15 protein-coding genes are annotated in these 15742 nt (G+C 64.2%); 7 read left to right on the top strand and 8 right to left on the bottom strand.

Going from position 1 to position 15742, the window contains the following annotated elements; genetic code table 11:
* Window positions 1-19: 19 nt before the first annotated feature.
* On the top strand, window positions 20-1075 hold the full coding sequence (locus JN302_RS22045) for a DUF2865 domain-containing protein (protein WP_202329094.1): 1056 nt from the start codon (window positions 20-22) through the stop codon (window positions 1073-1075).
* Here the strand turns inward: JN302_RS22045 and gltX are convergent.
* Entirely contained in the window at window positions 993-2366 is a 1374-nt protein-coding gene (gene gltX, locus JN302_RS22040; RefSeq protein WP_202334403.1) for a glutamate--tRNA ligase, read from the bottom strand. The two genes, JN302_RS22045 and gltX, sit on opposite strands and share 83 nt — an antisense overlap.
* A 129-nt stretch (window positions 2367-2495) precedes the next feature.
* Complete coding sequence (locus JN302_RS22035) at window positions 2496-4298, bottom strand: ABC transporter ATP-binding protein (RefSeq protein ID WP_202329092.1); 1803 nt, start codon at window positions 4296-4298, stop codon at window positions 2496-2498.
* 463 nt (window positions 4299-4761) lie between these two features.
* On the opposite strand from JN302_RS22035, the gene JN302_RS22030 reads away from it, so the two are divergent.
* Window positions 4762-5025, top strand: a complete 264-nt coding sequence (locus JN302_RS22030) for a hypothetical protein (RefSeq protein ID WP_202305069.1) — start codon at window positions 4762-4764, stop codon at window positions 5023-5025.
* A 279-nt stretch (window positions 5026-5304) separates the two neighbouring features.
* Here JN302_RS22030 and JN302_RS22025 read toward each other — a convergent pair whose 3' ends face one another.
* Both JN302_RS22025 and JN302_RS22020 read right to left on the bottom strand, forming a co-directional pair.
* A complete protein-coding gene (locus tag JN302_RS22025) occupies window positions 5305-7008 on the bottom strand; it encodes an NAD+ synthase (protein WP_202329090.1) in 1704 nt (567 codons plus the stop codon).
* Between the two features lie 51 nt (window positions 7009-7059).
* Window positions 7060-7773, bottom strand: a complete 714-nt coding sequence (locus JN302_RS22020) for a DNA-3-methyladenine glycosylase I (protein WP_202329088.1) — start codon at window positions 7771-7773, stop codon at window positions 7060-7062.
* Window positions 7774-7883: 110 nt separating this feature from the next.
* Between JN302_RS22020 and JN302_RS22015 the strand changes: the two genes are divergently transcribed.
* Together JN302_RS22015 and JN302_RS22010 are read left to right on the top strand one after the other, a co-directional pair.
* A complete protein-coding gene (locus tag JN302_RS22015) occupies window positions 7884-8447 on the top strand; it encodes a DUF1003 domain-containing protein (RefSeq protein WP_202334402.1) in 564 nt (187 codons plus the stop codon).
* On the top strand, window positions 8444-9022 hold the full coding sequence (locus JN302_RS22010) for a DedA family protein (protein WP_202305066.1): 579 nt from the start codon (window positions 8444-8446) through the stop codon (window positions 9020-9022). The genes JN302_RS22015 and JN302_RS22010 overlap by 4 nt, the downstream gene beginning before the upstream one ends.
* A 215-nt stretch (window positions 9023-9237) precedes the next feature.
* Here JN302_RS22010 and JN302_RS22005 read toward each other — a convergent pair whose 3' ends face one another.
* The 3 genes from JN302_RS22005 to JN302_RS21995 form a co-directional block, all read right to left on the bottom strand.
* Window positions 9238-9597, bottom strand: coding sequence for a diacylglycerol kinase (locus JN302_RS22005; protein WP_202305065.1), 360 nt, complete (start codon window positions 9595-9597; stop codon window positions 9238-9240).
* An 80-nt stretch (window positions 9598-9677) separates the two neighbouring features.
* Window positions 9678-10478, bottom strand: a complete 801-nt coding sequence (locus tag JN302_RS22000; protein WP_202329086.1) for a DODA-type extradiol aromatic ring-opening family dioxygenase — start codon at window positions 10476-10478, stop codon at window positions 9678-9680.
* Window positions 10479-10582: 104 nt separating this feature from the next.
* A complete protein-coding gene (locus JN302_RS21995) occupies window positions 10583-11002 on the bottom strand; it encodes a GFA family protein (protein WP_202305061.1) in 420 nt (139 codons plus the stop codon).
* Here JN302_RS21995 and JN302_RS21990 point away from each other — a divergent pair.
* Window positions 10995-11246, top strand: a complete 252-nt coding sequence (locus tag JN302_RS21990) for a hypothetical protein (RefSeq protein ID WP_202329084.1) — start codon at window positions 10995-10997, stop codon at window positions 11244-11246. The two genes, JN302_RS21995 and JN302_RS21990, sit on opposite strands and share 8 nt — an antisense overlap.
* Window positions 11247-11521: 275 nt before the next feature.
* Window positions 11522-12601, top strand: coding sequence for a GGDEF domain-containing protein (locus JN302_RS21985; RefSeq protein WP_202329082.1), 1080 nt, complete (start codon window positions 11522-11524; stop codon window positions 12599-12601).
* Between the two features lie 181 nt (window positions 12602-12782).
* Here the strand turns inward: JN302_RS21985 and JN302_RS21980 are convergent, their stop codons facing one another.
* Window positions 12783-14159, bottom strand: coding sequence for a class II 3-deoxy-7-phosphoheptulonate synthase (locus tag JN302_RS21980; protein ID WP_202329081.1), 1377 nt, complete (start codon window positions 14157-14159; stop codon window positions 12783-12785).
* Window positions 14160-14521: 362 nt separating this feature from the next.
* Here JN302_RS21980 and JN302_RS21975 point away from each other — a divergent pair, with 362 nt between their 5' ends.
* Window positions 14522-15730, top strand: a complete 1209-nt coding sequence (locus JN302_RS21975) for an ISAzo13 family transposase (RefSeq protein WP_202329080.1) — start codon at window positions 14522-14524, stop codon at window positions 15728-15730.
* Window positions 15731-15742 lie beyond the last annotated feature (12 nt).

Genomic DNA, 15742 nt, shown 5'->3' with positions numbered 1-15742 from the left:
TGTCTCGACCGGAGGGCGAATGTCGGCGGCTTGGACAGCAGCGGGGCGGATCGGCGCAGTGCTATGCGCATCGCTGCTGCTGATAGCGCCGCAGCTCGAACCCGCAGCAGCGGCAAGCCGCGTCTGTCGTCAGCTCGAAGCCGAACTGGCCGCGGCCCGCGGCGGTATCAAACAGGGCCTCCATCGAAAATACGACCGCGCCGTCGCGGCGCAAGCGGAGCAGATCGCGATCGCAAGGCGTCAGGCGCGCGCCGCCGGCTGCGGCTTTCGCATCCTCGGCACCAGCGCTGCCTGCAACGCTCTCGACGACAGGATCGGCCGGATGGAGAGCAATCTCTCCACCTTGCGGCGCAAGCGGGCGCAACTGGCCCCGGGGGCGCCTCGGCGCACCCGGCTGCGCATACTGGCGGAGCTCGACGCCAACGGTTGCCGCCGGCCCAGGCCGATGGCAAGGTCAGCCCCACCGTCCGAGGAAGGGCCCGACGAGAATACCGCGCCACCCGACGCCAATGAGGGAACAGACAGTGTCGCTGCCGGTCCCGAAGGCGAATTCCGCACGGTCTGCGTCAGGACCTGCGACGGTTATTTCTTCCCGATGTCGAACGCGTCGAGGTGGTCCGACTTCCAGCGCGACCAGAAGAATTGCGAAGCCGCCTGCCCCGGCGCTGAAATGCGGCTTTACCGGCAAGGCGCGGGTGCCGAAGGCATGATGTCGACCGTCACCGGCGAAGCCTACACGGCTCTGCCGAATGCCTTTCTCTACAAGGTCGAAGGCATGCCGCGCCCGGCAGGATGCGGCTGCGGCGCGGCGAATGATCCCTCTACTACCGCCGGTGGGCCGGCGGCGGCGGCGGAAAAGACCGGCGGCTCCATAATAACGCTCGGGACCGAGAGCCCTCCGGAAAGCGAAGAGAAAGAACCTGCCGTGCCGGTCCAATCAACGCCGGCGGCCCCGCCGCAAGCCGAGGCCCGGCCGATGGACGACCGCAAGGTCAGGGTCGTCGGGCCAACGTTCCTTCCCGCCCCAGAAGCGGCAATAGATCTGCGAGCTCCGGCCCCGAGGCAAGCCCGGTAAGCGCGAGCCGGAGCGGCATGAACAGCGCCTTGCCCTTGCGTCCGGTCGCCTCACGCACCGCGTCGGTCCAGGTCTTCCACGTCGTCCGGTCCCAGGGCTCGTCGGGCAGCAGGTCGAAAGCCTGGCGGACGAAGGTGCGATCCGCTTCCGACAGGTCGGGCTGGTGGATGAGCCCTTCCTTCACGATTCGCCACCAGACCACCCCCTCGGCCAGCGTGTCGAGATTGCCTCGTACGGTGGTCCAGAAGGGCTCGGCGTCGTCGCCGGAGATGCCGAGCGCTGCGAGCCGCTCGCGCACGGCCTCGAAAGCCATGTGGTGCAGCAGCGCCTTGTTGAGAAGCTGGAGCTCGGCGGGATCGAATTTCGCCGCCGATTTCGACGTCTTGGCCGGATCGAAGCGATCGGCGAGTTCCGCCATCGTCGGCACGGACGCGACATTCTCGGAGGTACCGACCAGCACCGCGAGCGACGCCAGCGCCATCGGTTCGATGCCCGACTCCCGCAGGCTTGCCACCGAGAGCGCGCCGCTGCGCTTCGACAGGCCCTCGCCCGTCGTGGTCGTCAGCAGGTTGTGGTGGCCGAACACGGGCGGCTTGGACCCCAGCGCCTTGGACAGCGCGATCTGGACACCCGTATTGGTCACGTGGTCGTCGCCCCGGATGACATGGGTGACACCGAAATCGATGTCGTCGACGACGGACGGCAAGGTGTAGAGGTAAGTGCCGTCCTCGCGCCGCAGCACCGGATCGGAGAGCGATGCGAGGTCCACGGTTTCCTCGCCCCGGATCAGGTCGTTCCAATGCACCTCGGTACGCCGGGTCTCGAACGGGTCGGTATCGAAATTGGGCAGCAGGAAGCGCCAGTACGGCCTGCGTCCATCGCGCTCGAAAGCTTCCTTCTCCTCCGTGGTCAGATTGAGCGCCTCGCGCCCGTAGACCGGCGGCAGGCCGCGCGTGCGCCTTATCTTGCGGCGCAGGTCGAGTTCCTCGGCCGTCTCGTAGCAGGGATAAAGCACTCCCGCCGCCTTCAGCCGCTCGATGGCGGCATCGTAGATATCGAAGCGTCGGGATTGGTATTCGATGACATCGGGGAAGATGCCCAGCCAATGCAGGTCGTAGAGGATCGCGTTGGCATATTCCTGCTTCGACCTTTCGACGTCGGTGTCGTCGAAACGCTGGATGAAGCGGCCGCGATGTTTCATCGCGAAGAGCCAGTTGAACAGAGCCGTGCGGCTGTTGCCGATATGGATGTGGCCCGTCGGCGACGGGGCGAAACGGACGGTGACTGTCATGAACGGGGCGTAGCGAATGGCTCCCCTCTTGGCAAGGTGGTGCGCCCCCGCACCAATCGACAGATAGCCGATTACCGTGGCCATGAGAAGGCGGCCGGGCCACGGGCCACCCGGCCTTGCCCGGCGGCGTCACGCCAGGCCCTTGGTCAGTTCCAGCGCCTGTCGTTCGAACAGCCGCCGATAGATGCCGTCGGGAATGCGGATCAGCGCCTGATGGTCGCCTTCCTCGACGATCCTGCCGCGATAGAACACCAGCAGCCGGTCGAGCGCCCGCACGGTGGACAGGCGGTGCGCGATGACCAGCGTGGTGCGTCCCACCATCAGGCGCTCCATCGCCTTCTGGATCAGCACCTCCGATTCCGAATCGAGACTCGATGTCGCCTCATCGAGGATCAGGATCGGCGCATCGGCCAGGAAGGCGCGGGCGATGGCCACACGCTGGCGCTCGCCGCCGGAGAGCTTCACGCCACGCTCGCCGACGAGCGTCCCGTAACCCTTCGGCAGTCTGGCGATGAAGTCGTGTGCGCTCGCCAGGCGGGCCGCCCGCTCGATATCCGCCTGGGTCGCATCCGGCCGGGCATAGGCGATGTTCTCGGCAAGCGAGCGGTGAAACAGGATCGGCTCCTGCTGGACGATGGCGATCTGCCGGCGCAGAGACGACTGTGCGACGGCGGCAATGTCCTGTCCGTCGATCAGGATGCGCCCGCCGCTGACATCGTAGAGCCGCTGGATGAGCTTCACGAAGGTCGTCTTCCCGGATCCCGAATGCCCGACCAAGCCTACCCGCTCGCCCGCCTTGATGGTGACGGAGAAATCCTCGTAGAGCGGCGCGAGATGGTTGCCGTAGTGGAAGGTGACGTTGCTGAACTCGATGTGTCCGTGGCCGATGGCGATCGGTCCGGCACCGGGCCTGTCCTCGATGCCCAGATCCTGCCCCTGGATATCGACGAGTTCCTCCATGTCGTTCACCGAACGCTGGAGGTTGCGCACATGCATGCCGACATCGCGCAGATAGCCTTGCAGCACGAAGAACGAGGTCAAGACGAAGGCGATGTCCCCGGCGCTCGCCTCTCCTCTCGACCACAGGAGCAGGGCGAAGCCTATCACGGCGATACGCAGGACGAGCAGGGTCGCGCCCTGCACCGTTCCGTTGATGGTGCCGCGCCGCCAGGTGCGCCGGGTGCGGTCGCTCCACTTGTCGACGACCGCCGCCAGGCGTTCATCCTCGCGTTGCTCGGCACCGAACGCCTTCACCACGGCGTTGCAGCTCACCGCATCGGCAAGGGCGCCGCCGAGCCGCGTGTCCCAGCGATTGGCGAGGCTCGCGGCGGGCGCCACATAGGCGAGCGACAGGGCCACGGTGAGGACGATGTAGACGAGCGAGCCGGCGGCGACGATGACGCCCATCATCGGCCAATACCAGCCGAGCAGCAGGGTCGAGCCCACCAGCATCACCAGCGACGGAAACAGGGCGATCAGCAGCGTGTCGTTGAGGAGATCCAATGCCCACATGCCCCGCGTCACCTTGCGCACGGTCGAGCCGGCGAAGGCATTGGCATGCCAGTCGGTCGAGAAGCGCTGGACGCGGTGGAACGCGTCGGCGGCAATGTCGGACATCATCTTCAGCGTCAGGTCGATGATAAGCTGGAAGGAGATGTAGCGCATGACGATCGCCCCGAGTGCGAGCGCGACGAGCATGACGAAGGCGGCGAGCGCCGCATTCCAGGCGGCCGCGTCGCTCGCCGCGCCGCCAGCCACGGCGTCGACCAGCCGGCCCGAATAGAGCGGCGTCAGCACGTCGGCCAGTGTTGACAGGAGCACGGCGAGCGCGATCACTACGAGTCGACCGGGTTGGCGGCGCCAATGCGCCGCGGTGAAACCAAAAACGTTCCGGAATGCGCCACCGCGCATGTCGATACGAAAACGAGCCATGATTTTTGCGGGTGCGGCAAAGCACCCGATCCCACTATGATGTCTGAATGAAATGCCGCGCAGAGGACCTGATCGTCACTCGAATGGCGGAAGGCGAACGAGGATGGCGCCAGGCCGAGACCTGGCGGTGACCGGGGGAGGCAAAAGCCTAGTTCATGGCGCGTCCTTGCCCGACGCGGTCGATGACCGGTCGGTACGGCGCCGAGGAACTACGCTTCGCGGCCTCGTGTAGAGATGTCAAATCCTGGCATTCGTGCCCTCCCGTAAGGGATTCGCGGGAGGCTGCTTATAGGCGAGACGATCCGCCTCGCCAAGCCGACGCGAAGAGAAAAGCGTCGTTGGACTAATGATGCGGCCAGGTTGCAACATTCGGGAGCGACCTGAGAGCGACCTGCGCCGGTTGTTGCGCCGGGAACCGGCTATGCTAGGCTCGAACCGGCGCCGACAACGAACGGGGCTGCTCATGCGCCAGGATGGCTTCGACCGATTTTACTACGAGAAGGTAGGGCTTGGCGAAGGCTGCGGCTGCGCCGAACACGTGACACGCATCCGAGATCTGGATGCGCTTGCGGCAAAAGCCAACGCCTTCGCCAGCCGGCAACAGGCACGTCCGCGCCTGCTGCCGTGGTTGGGCCGGCTGCTGTTCCGCAGCCGGAACATGCTGAAGGGACGGTCCCCGGCTGAGCACAAGGAACCCGTGGAACGGGTTCCCCCAGAGCTCTCTTGAAGTCCCGCAACGCGGGTTTTCTTGTCTTGCGGCCGACCTGGCTCAGCGCGGACCACACAACGGGAAATCCGCAGACGTCGCCGTTCCCCACCCGCAGCGTCGCGAACCGGATCTGCGCCCCCTCGCCGTTGCCGCCAGCATCACAGAACAGAGCACCGGCGGCCGCGCCAGCCATGACCGATGCAAGGCTGTTCCCGGGGGCGACGCCATTTCACGAACGAATGAAACGAGCACAGGCAGGCCCGCACGAACCCGGTTCCCGGAACGGCGACTGCAAGCTCACCCGCCGTCGCGGAACCGGTTCGTGATGGGATACCTTCGATCGCGGCCGAAGTTCTTCTTGGTGATCTTCACGCCCGGCGCCGCCTGACGTCGTTTGTATTCGGCGACATAAAGCAGGTGCTCGACACGCGATACCGTCGCCTTGTCGTGACCGCGCCTGACGATGTCCTCGACCCCCATCTCGTGCTCGACCAGGCATTCGAGGATGTCGTCGAGAACCGGATAGGGCGGAAGCGAATCCTGGTCGGTCTGGTTCGGCCGAAGCTCCGCCGACGGCGCCTTGTCGATGATGTTCCGCGGGATCACCTCGCCGGACGGCCCCAGCGCCCCGGGGGGAACGTGGGTGTTGCGCCAGCGCGCCAGTCCGTAGACCTGCATCTTGTAGAGGTCTTTGATCGGATTGAAGCCGCCGTTCATGTCGCCGTAGAGCGTGGCGTAGCCGACCGACATCTCGCTCTTGTTGCCCGTGGTCACAACCATGGAACCGAACTTGTTGGAGATCGCCATCAGGATCGTGCCGCGGGCGCGGCTCTGCAGGTTCTCCTCGGTGATGCCTTCCTTGGTTCCTTCGAAGAGCTGCGTCAGCGCATGCGCAAATCCGTCGACCGGTTCGAAGATGGGGACGATGTCGTAGCGGCAGCCGAGGGCGCGGGCGCAATCCTCGGCATCCCTGAAGGAATCGGCCGACGTATAGCGGTAGGGCATCATCACGGCGCGCACCCGCTCCTCGCCGAGCGCATCGACGGCGATGGCGGCGCAGAGTGCGGAATCAATGCCGCCGGACATGCCGAGCACGACGTTCTTGAAGCCATTCTTGTTGACGTAGTCGCGGAAGCCCAGCATGCAGGCGCGGTAGTCGGCCTCCTCCGTGTCGGGGATCTTCGACTTCGGCCCGTCGGTGCACACCCAGCCGTCCTCGCCGTTCGGGACACCGGCCGCGTCCCTTCCCCGCTTCCACGTCGTCAAGACGACGGCCGCCTCGAACTGGCTCATCTGGAAGGCAAGCGACTTGTCCGCTCCGATGGCGAAGGACGCTCCGTCGAACACGAGCTCGTCCTGGCCACCGAGTTGATTAGCGTAGAGCATGGGCAGGCCGCTCTCGATCACCTGGCGGATGACGATCTGATGGCGGATGTCGACCTTGTTCCTGTAGTAGGGCGAACCGTTTGGAACGAGCAGGATTTCCGCCCCGCTCTCGGCAAGGGTTTCGCAGACGCCGAGCTCGCCCCAGATATCCTCGCAGATCGGAATGCCGAGCCGGACTCCGCGATAATTCACCGGTCCAGGCATGTCCGGCCCTGCCTGGAAGACACGCTTCTCGTCGAACTCGCCGTAGTTCGGCAGATCGACCTTGAGACGCTCGGCAATGATCTTGCCGCCATCGGCAACGATGACGGCGTTATGAATGCCGCTCTTGCGCTTCAGCGGCGTCCCGATGATGACGCCGGGGCCACCGTCCGCTGTATCGTCCGCGAACTCCTGCGCAGCCGTCTCGCAAGCTGCGAGGAAGGCGGGCTTCAGCACCAGATCCTCCGGCGGGTATCCGGCGATGAAGAGCTCCGTGTAGAGCACGAGGTCGGCGCCCTGCCGGGCAGCGTCGGCGCGAGCCTCGCGCGCCTTGGCGAGATTGCCGGCGACGTCGCCGACGATTGGGTTCAGCTGGGCGACGGCAATGCGGAGGATGTCGGGCTTCTTGGTCATGCAACCCGTGTAGCGTGCCGACAAGCGAGCGGCAATGCCGATCGATCAGGCCTATTCGCCCATATATTGGCGAAGCGACTCGGCCGAATGGTTCTCGCCGATCGACATGGCCAGGATGCGCGACAGATGCGCGTATGGCAGCCCGGTCTCCGCCTTCCAGGCATTCATCTGCTCCTGGACGCGCGCAAGGTCACGCTTCGAGCTTGGACTTTCGGCGATGTCGAGGCCGGAATCGCGCAACGCCGCGGCCATGTCGGCGGACAGGATGAACGTATCCCACCCCACCCAGCGCAGGAAATATTGCCCGGTATTGCCGCCGAGGCGGCTGCCGTGCTTGCCGAGATAGTCCATCAGTCCGACCTGGTCGCCGGCCGGCCATGACGCCAGAAACCTGCCGAAGCCGGCATGCTCCCGCGAGACGCGCTCGACGAAGGCGGCATTCTCCTTCACGGATTTGATCTTCTGCGGATTGCGCACGATGCGGCTGTCGCCGGTAAGCTCGTGCCAGAAATCGTCGGGCTGGAACAGCAGCCGTTTGGGCTCGAAGCCGAGGAAGGCCTCTTCGAAACCCGGCCATTTCTGCTCGATCACCCGCCAGACGAATCCGGCGGCGAAAACACGCTCCGCCATGGTCGACAGGATGCGATCGTCGGACACAGCCGCAACCTTGGCATTGTCGAACTTTGGCCCGAGCAACGACGCCAAGACCTTGTCCCCGCCCTTGCGGTCCGCCGCGCGGGCGCGAATCCTGGCAAAACCGGACATGACGACGCTCCTTCCCCACCTTTCCCCGCGCCGCCCTTGTCGCGGCGCCGATCTCATTTTCCTATAAGGAATCGCGGCTGCCAAGCAGGCACGGCGAGAAGGAGGCGATGATGAAAGTAAGCGTGGCCGATCTGGCGAAGCGTTGGCTGAGCCGCACACCCGAAGCGCTCAACGAGAGCGAGCAGCGCGTGCTCCGGAGCGCCGTCGAACGAAAACCCGTGTCACGCAACGTCAATGAAAGTCTGGCCGAAGCCAGAAGCCACGGCGAGCGCGTCGCCGACTGGATCGCCCGGTTCGGCGGCTCATGGAACTTCATCCTCGGCTTCATGGCCTTCCTGATCGCGTGGACGGCAGCCAATGCCTGGCTTCTCGGGCAGGATCGGTTCGATCCCTACCCGTTCGTTTTCCTCAACCTCGTCCTGTCGATGATCGCCGCGTTTCAAGCGCCTGTCATCATGATGTCGCAGAACCGCCAGGCCGAGCGGGATCGCCTCGACGCCGCCCACGACTACGAGGTCAACCTCAAGGCCGAGATCGAAATCATGGCGCTGCATGAGAAGCTCGACGCCCTGCACCATAGCGAGTTGATTGCCATGCGCGAGGACGTCGACCGGATCGCGGTCTGCGTTGCCCGTATCGAAGCGCGGCTGGGCTCCGGACCGACCGCCGCATGACCGACACGATCCACTTGCTGGTCGAGAGATACGGGCTCATCGCCATCTTCCTCGGTTGCCTGGCGGAGGGCGAGAGCGCGGCGATCCTTGGCGGCTTCTTCGCCCATCAGCATGTCTTCGCGGCATCGAACGCTTTCGGCGCGGCCTTCCTCGGCGCCTTTATCGGCGACACGCTGTTCTTCCTCGCCGGGCGGCGTTTCTCGGATCATGCCTGGGTGGTCCGGCTGCGCGGCAAGCCAGGTTTCAGCCATGCCTATGCCCTGGTGCGTGCGCACCCGGCGCTCTATGTCCTGGGCAACCGCTTCGTCTACGGTTTCCGCTTGGTCGGCGGCGTCGCAGCCGGTCTCTCGGGCATTGCGGTGTCGAAATTCGTGCTCCTCAACGCTCTGTCGGCGCTGGTCTGGGCAGCCGCCTTCACCGGCTTGGGATATGTTTTCGGATTGGGCGCCGAGCAGATTTTCGGCGCGGCCCTTGCCAAGCACGAAAAACTGCTGGCGGGGCTCGGCATCGGCCTCGCGTCAAGCTTTGCCGGGTGGTATCTGGCGCACCGCCTCGTCAGGCGACATCGCGACTGAACGGGCTGTCTCAGAGCGGCGGCCGCACCGCCAAGATCGGTGCTGCCGCTCTATCCGTCTGTTGTCGCATCGGGTTCATCCGAAACCGAGACTACAGCGTGTTGCGTGCAAACGGATTCACGCAACGCTGTAGGTCTTTGATTTGACGTATGTCTTTCTCCCGAAAACCGGTACCCGCTTTCGGGAGACATGCTTTAGCTTTCGCATGCCCTTGTCTAGACTGACAGCCCGACGAAACGCTCGACCAGGGCGATGCCCCAGACCCCGAGCGCGATCACGATCGAGATCAGCACCGCCAGCGAGCCGCAGTCCTTGGCAAGCTGGATATCGATGTTGAACTCGCGGCTGATGGCATCGCAGGTCGCCTCTATGCCGGTGTTCAGCACTTCGACCATGATCAGCAGCAGGATCGATCCGATCAGCAGAGCGAAGCCGCGCCAGCTGTCGGCGATGAACCAGCCGAGCGGCAGCGCAAGGACCAGCAGGGCGATCTCCTGCTGGAACGCCTTCTCGGTGCGGATCAGCTTGCCGAATGCCCGCACCGAGTTCTGAAATGCCTTGATCAGCCGCTCCATGAAGACAGGATCCCTTGCCGCGCAGTCGGAAGGCGATCCGTTTACCGCAAATGCTGCCCAGTGGAACAGATGGTAATCGCCTAACGGAACAGATAGGAATCGAAGGCGAAGAAACCCATCTGCTTCGAGGCGTGCACGCGCTCCGCCTTGCCACCGTCGCCCGCCGCGCCATAAGCGAAGAAGATCGGCATCAGGTGTTCGTCGGTGGGATGGTTCTCCGCCGGGAACGGCGCCAGTTCCTTCCAATGCAGGATCGCATCCCTGTCGCCGGCGGCGAATTTCTCCGCGAACCAGCCGGTGAAGGCGTCGACCTTGCCGGCGAGCACCGGATCGGCCGCGGCGCCGTTGCGCATTATCGAGAAGAAAGCGCGCAGATTGTGCGTGATGTGTCCCGAGCCGACGAGCAATATGCCTTCGTCGCGCAAGCCAGCCAGCGCCGTGCCGAGAGCGTAGTGCCAGGCGGCATCGCGTTTCGGATCGATGGAAACCTGTACGACAGGAATGTCGGCATCGGGAAAGGCGAGAAGCAACGGCGTCCAGGTGCCGTGGTCATAGCCGCGCTTCTCATAGGTGTGCGGTGAAAGGCCTGCCTTCTCCAGCCTCTTGAACACCCGCTCGGCGAGAGCGGGATCGCCCTTGGCCGGATAGATCATCTTGTAAAGTTCCGGCGCGAAACCACCGAAATCGTAGATCATGCAGGGATTGGGATCGGTGACGACGGCGACGCCGTCGGTCTCGAAATGCGCCGAGACGATGACGATGGCCTTCGGCTTCGCCGGCAGCAACTCGGACAAGGTCCGAAGGTATTCACGTGCCGGAGAGTCGTCGGTGACGATGTTCGGGCCGCCATGGGAAATAAAGAGCGTCGGCATCGCGGTCATGGGCTTTCTCCTTGACCATGATATAGCGCCGACACGCCGTGTCCGGCAGGCAAGGTTTTCTCGACGCAGCGTTCAACAGGAGAGAACGCACCCGAGAGACACGTTCAATCTCCGGCGACTGTGATTGCAGGTGTCGAGCGCTCGAATTGCGGCAGGTTGTCGTCGATCGAATAATAGTCGCCCCTGTCGGCGACGAAGATGTGGTAGCCGGGCGTCAGGCCGGAAGGCTGGTCGAACGAGCCAGCAAGAATCGACACATGGTCCCGCTCATCGTGCTTCCAGAAAAGTGCCGATCCGCACGTCCGGCAGAAACCCCGCCTCGCATCGTTGGAAGCGGCATACCAGGTCAGGTTGTCTTCGCCGGTGATGTCGATGTCGGCGTCGGCCACATCGGTGGCCGCATAATAGAGGCCACTCTGCCTGCGGCATTGCGAGCAGTGGCAATAGACGACTTCGCGCAAGGCGCCCTTCGTCTCGTAACGCACCGCGCCGCACAGGCAGCCGCCCGAATGGGTCTTGGTCATCGTCGTCTCCTCCGGCTTGTCGCACCGGCCAGCAAACCAGAGCTTCAAGACGGATGGTCGCGAGATCGCGACCGGACGGAACTGCGATTGCGACCGCGGCTTGATGAACAGGCGCGTCCTCCATATCCCTGATGCGAGAAACGCATCTCAATCCATGAGAGCGGAAACGCTCCGCGTGGTTGCCGGACGCGGGCTCGATGAAGATTTGCCGACCAATGAAATCGGCCTGCGCCCTCTGTATTAGGGGTTTCTGAGTAGCGCTGCCGAAGCAAGCTCTTTGCAACCGACATTTACGGAAACTTCAACCAACTGTGCCAAAGATGCACACAGAGAGATCCGATACGCATGGCCGCTCATCCTGAAGTGGATGCGCGGCCCTACTGTATCGGCTCGAGAATCGGCATCGGTTTTCTGAAGGCACGATGCCTGGATCAAGAGCGACAGGGCATCCCTGCGCTTCCACAGGGCTGCGCGGTGTTCCAGTGCGGTATGCACGTCGGAGGGAGTTGGAACGGCACGATGCAACCGACGACTGTCCAGGACAACGGTCAAGCGGCGACCGACATAGCGACCACCATCGCCACCACGATGCGGCAGATGGGTGTTGTCGGCTTACCCCGGAACTACGAGATCTTCTACGAGGCGATGACCGGCTCCAATCCGGAGCTCGCACTGGAATTCGTGTCACTCGCCAAGCGCCCGTCGCAGGCGGATCTCGATCGCATCGGACGCAGATATTTCGCCCAGAGCCACGGCCAGGGCATCGTGGAGAACGCCCGTGAGGTGATCGCCCGCGAACTGGAGGAGGTCGCGAGCCTGTTGCGCAGCGAGCAGAACCAGATCCGGAAATATGGCAGCATCCTCGGCGAGACATCGAGCGGGCTGGACAATCGCAGTGCGCTGAGCCGCGAGCTCCTACAGAAGATCGTGGGCGTGATGGCGACCGCCACCAGCTCGACGATCGAGCATGGGAGGCAAGTCGCCGCGACCATCGGCGAAAAGACGAGCGAGCTCGAGAACGTCAAGTCCAAGCTCGAAGAATACAAACGCCTGGCCGATACCGATCCGCTCACCCACATCTGGAACCGGCGTGCCTTCGACAAGGAGATCGCCCGTGTCTACAACGACAAGAAGAGCATCGCCTTCAGCGCGCTGATCCTGGCCGATATCGACCGTTTCAAGGAGATCAACGATCGCTATGGCCATCCCGTCGGCGACAGGATCATACAGAAGATCGCCGGCATCTTCCGGTCGGGCATCCGCGACGACATGTTCGTGGCGCGCACCGGCGGCGAGGAGTTCGCGCTGATCGTCACCGGCAGCGGCGAGGAGACCACGGCCCAGATCGCCGACCGGATCCGTATCGCGATCGAACAGGCGACCTTTGCCAACCCCCAGACCGGCGTGAACTACGGCCGGATCACCATCTCGATGGGCGTATGCATGGCCAGCGACGCCGATGGTCCCGACGACCTCTACTCCAAGGCCGACCGCGCGCTCTATGCCTCGAAGATCGCCGGCCGCAACCGCGTGACGAAGTTCTCCGCCATTCCGGACACCCGCCCCGGAAAGAGCTGGCTGCTTTACCGGAAGGACTGAAGCCGTCGGCGGACGCCCCAAAGTGCGCCACGATCTTTCAGATTCGTTTTGCGCGCTTCAGGACTCGATTTTCTTGCGCGTGTCTTTGTCCCGAAACCGGTTCCCGCTTCCGGGAGACCTGCTTCAAGCAAAGGGCCGCGGTATTGCCGCGGCCCGTGGTGTTTGGCGACTGCCTGTTCCCTTAACTGTTGACGGCCTGCTTGTGCGGCACGCCGGCATGGCTCTTGCGGAGCAGATCGGAAACCAGGAAAGCGAGTTCGATCGCCTGGTCGGCATTGAGGCGCGGGTCGCAATGCGTGTGATAGCGATCCTGAAGCTCCTCGGCCGTGATGGCGCGGGCGCCGCCCGTACATTCGGTGACGTTCTTGCCGGTCATTTCGACATGGATGCCGCCGGGATGCGTGCCCTCTGCGCGATGGATGTCGAAGAAGGACTGCACTTCCTTGAGGATGCGCTCGAAGGGACGCGTCTTGTAGCCGGCCGCCGTGATGGTGTTGCCATGCATCGGATCGCAGGACCACACGACCTTGCGGCCTTCGCGCTTCACCGCCCGGATGAGCTTCGGCAGGTGATCTTCGACCTTGTCGTAGCCGAAACGTGCGATCAGCGTGAGGCGGCCCGGCTCGTTCTCCGGATTGAGCAGGTCGATCAGCTGCAGCAGGCCTTCGGCGGTCATCGACGGGCCGCACTTCAGACCGAGCGGGTTCTTGATGCCGCGGCAGTATTCGACATGCGCGTGATCGGGCTGGCGCGTGCGGTCGCCGATCCAGATCATGTGGCCCGACGTCGCATACCAGTCGCCCGAGGTGGAATCGACGCGGGTGAGCGCCTCCTCATAGCCGAGCAGCAACGCTTCATGGCTGGTGTAGAAATCCGTCTCGCGCAGCGCGAAATTGGTCTCGGACGTGATGCCGACCGCACGCATGAAATCCATCGTCTCGGTGATGCGGTTGGCGAGCGCCTCGTAGCGGTCGCCCTGCGGGCTGTCGGCGACGAAGCCCAGCATCCAGCGATGGACGTTCTCGAGGCTCGCATAGCCGCCCTGGGCGAAAGCGCGCAGCAGATTCAACGTGGCCGCCGACTGTCGATACGCCATTTCCTGGCGCGCCGGATCGGGCACCCGCGACTTCTCGTCGAACTCGATGCCGTTGATGATGTCGCCGCGATAGGACGGCAGCGTGACGTCACCCTTGGTCTCGGAACCCGAGGAACGCGGCTTGGCGAACTGCCCGGCGACACGGCCGACCTTCACCACCGGCTGCGAGCCGGCGAAGGTGAGCACGACAGCCATCTGCAGGAACACGCGGAAGAAGTCGCGAATATTGTCGGCACCGTGCTCGGCGAAGCTCTCGGCGCAGTCGCCGCCCTGCAGCAGGAAAGACTCGCCTTCCGCGACACTCGCCAGTTGCTTCTTCAGCTTGCGCGCCTCGCCTGCAAAAACCAGTGGCGGAAAGGTCGCCAGACGAGCCTCGGTCTCGGCCAGAGCGACCGGATCCGGATAGGCCGGCACCTGCTGGATAGGCTTTGCTCTCCAGGAATTCGGCGACCATTTCGTCATGACAGCACCCAAAGCTCTTCTTTCCGGCATCTATTGCCGGCCAGACCCGTTCTACGGGAACGCGGCTCCTTACACGAAGCCGGCCACCTATTCTAGCCCGCATTTGAGTGTGAGGCGAATGGCGCATGCGCGCCCGCAGCGGTCGACAAGAGCGCTCGAACGACAGCGAATGTCTGTACCGCAAACGATCCGTCTTACAATAACGTCAATATTTCTGAACAACTGTACAGGGAATCGCTATTGACTTTGACGCTAAGGACAGCTGCAACGATAATTGAATCGGTCGGTTGTCTCGACCTGCGGCGGTGTGACTCACCCGGCAGGGATTCCCTGCCGGAGCGAGGCGCGCTAGCGGTAGCGACATGATCGACCGGCGCGGGATCCAGCAGCGGTGGGAGGCGGACGGCTCGAAGCGCGACGAGCGCGGCCGGCGCGTGTTCGCCGCCAGCGAGGCGCGCGCTGCGGGCCGGGGTGGGCTGGCGGCGGTCTCGGAGATCACAGGGCTGGCCCGCTCGACGATCGGGCGCGGGCTGAAAGACCTCGACGCGGCGCCGCCGCGCGGTCGGGTGCGCCGGGAAGGCGGCGGCCCGCGGCCGTTGACGGCGCGCGATCCGACGCTGCTTGCCGACCTTGAGCGCCTCGTTGAGCCGGCGACCTTGGGTGATCCGGAGCGGCCTCTGTTGTGGGTGTCGAAGAGCCTGGACAAGCTGGCGCGCGCGCTTGGCGACATGGGCCATGCGATCAGCCCCAACAGCGTGCGCAAGCTGCTTGTCAAGCTCGGCTTCTCGCGCCAGCTTAACCGCAAGACGGATGAAGGCGCGCACCATCCCGACCGCGATGCCCAGTTCGCGCACATCAACGCCAAGGTGGTCGCCGCGCAGGCGGCCGGTGAGCCCGTCATCTCCGTCGATACAAAGAAGAAAGAGCTCGTCGGCGCCTTCAAGAATGGCGGCAGCGACTATCGCCCGAAGGGCGACCCGCAGCGCGTCAAGGTGCACGACTTCGTCGACAAGACGCTTGGCAAGGTCGTCCCCTACGGCGTCTACGACGTGGCCGCCAACGAGGGCTGGGTCAGCGTCGGCATCACCGCCGACACCGCCGAGTTCGCGGTCCACTCGATCCGCACGTGGCTCGAGCGCATGGGCCGCCAGCGCTATCCCTCGGCCGGCGCGCTGACGATCACCGCCGACTGCGGCGGCTCCAACGGGGCGCGCGTGCGGCTGTGGAAGGTGGAACTGCAGAAGCTCGCCGACGAGACCGGGCTTGTCGTCCACGTCCATCACTATCCGCCGGGCACGTCGAAGTGGAACAAGATCGAGCACCGACTGTTCTGCCACATCACGCAGAATTGGCGCGGCCGTCCGTTGACGGATCGCCTCGCCGTGGTCGAGTTGATCGGCGCGACCACGACCAAGACCGGGCTCAAGGTCGAGTGCGCGCTCGACGCCACCACCTATGAGAAGGGCGTGAAGGTCTCGGCTGCCGAGATGGCGACCCTCGATATCACCGGCGACCAGTTCCATCCAGAATGGAATTACACAATCAAACCGCGGCGGTCGGCCATAGCGTAGCGGTTATCGTTG

The sequence above is a fragment of the Mesorhizobium sp. L-8-3 genome (assembly GCF_016756615.1).
GTDB lineage: Bacteria > Pseudomonadota > Alphaproteobacteria > Rhizobiales > Rhizobiaceae.
The sequence above is the reverse complement of the archived record's forward strand: the minus strand, read 5'-3'. Positions and strand labels throughout refer to the sequence as shown.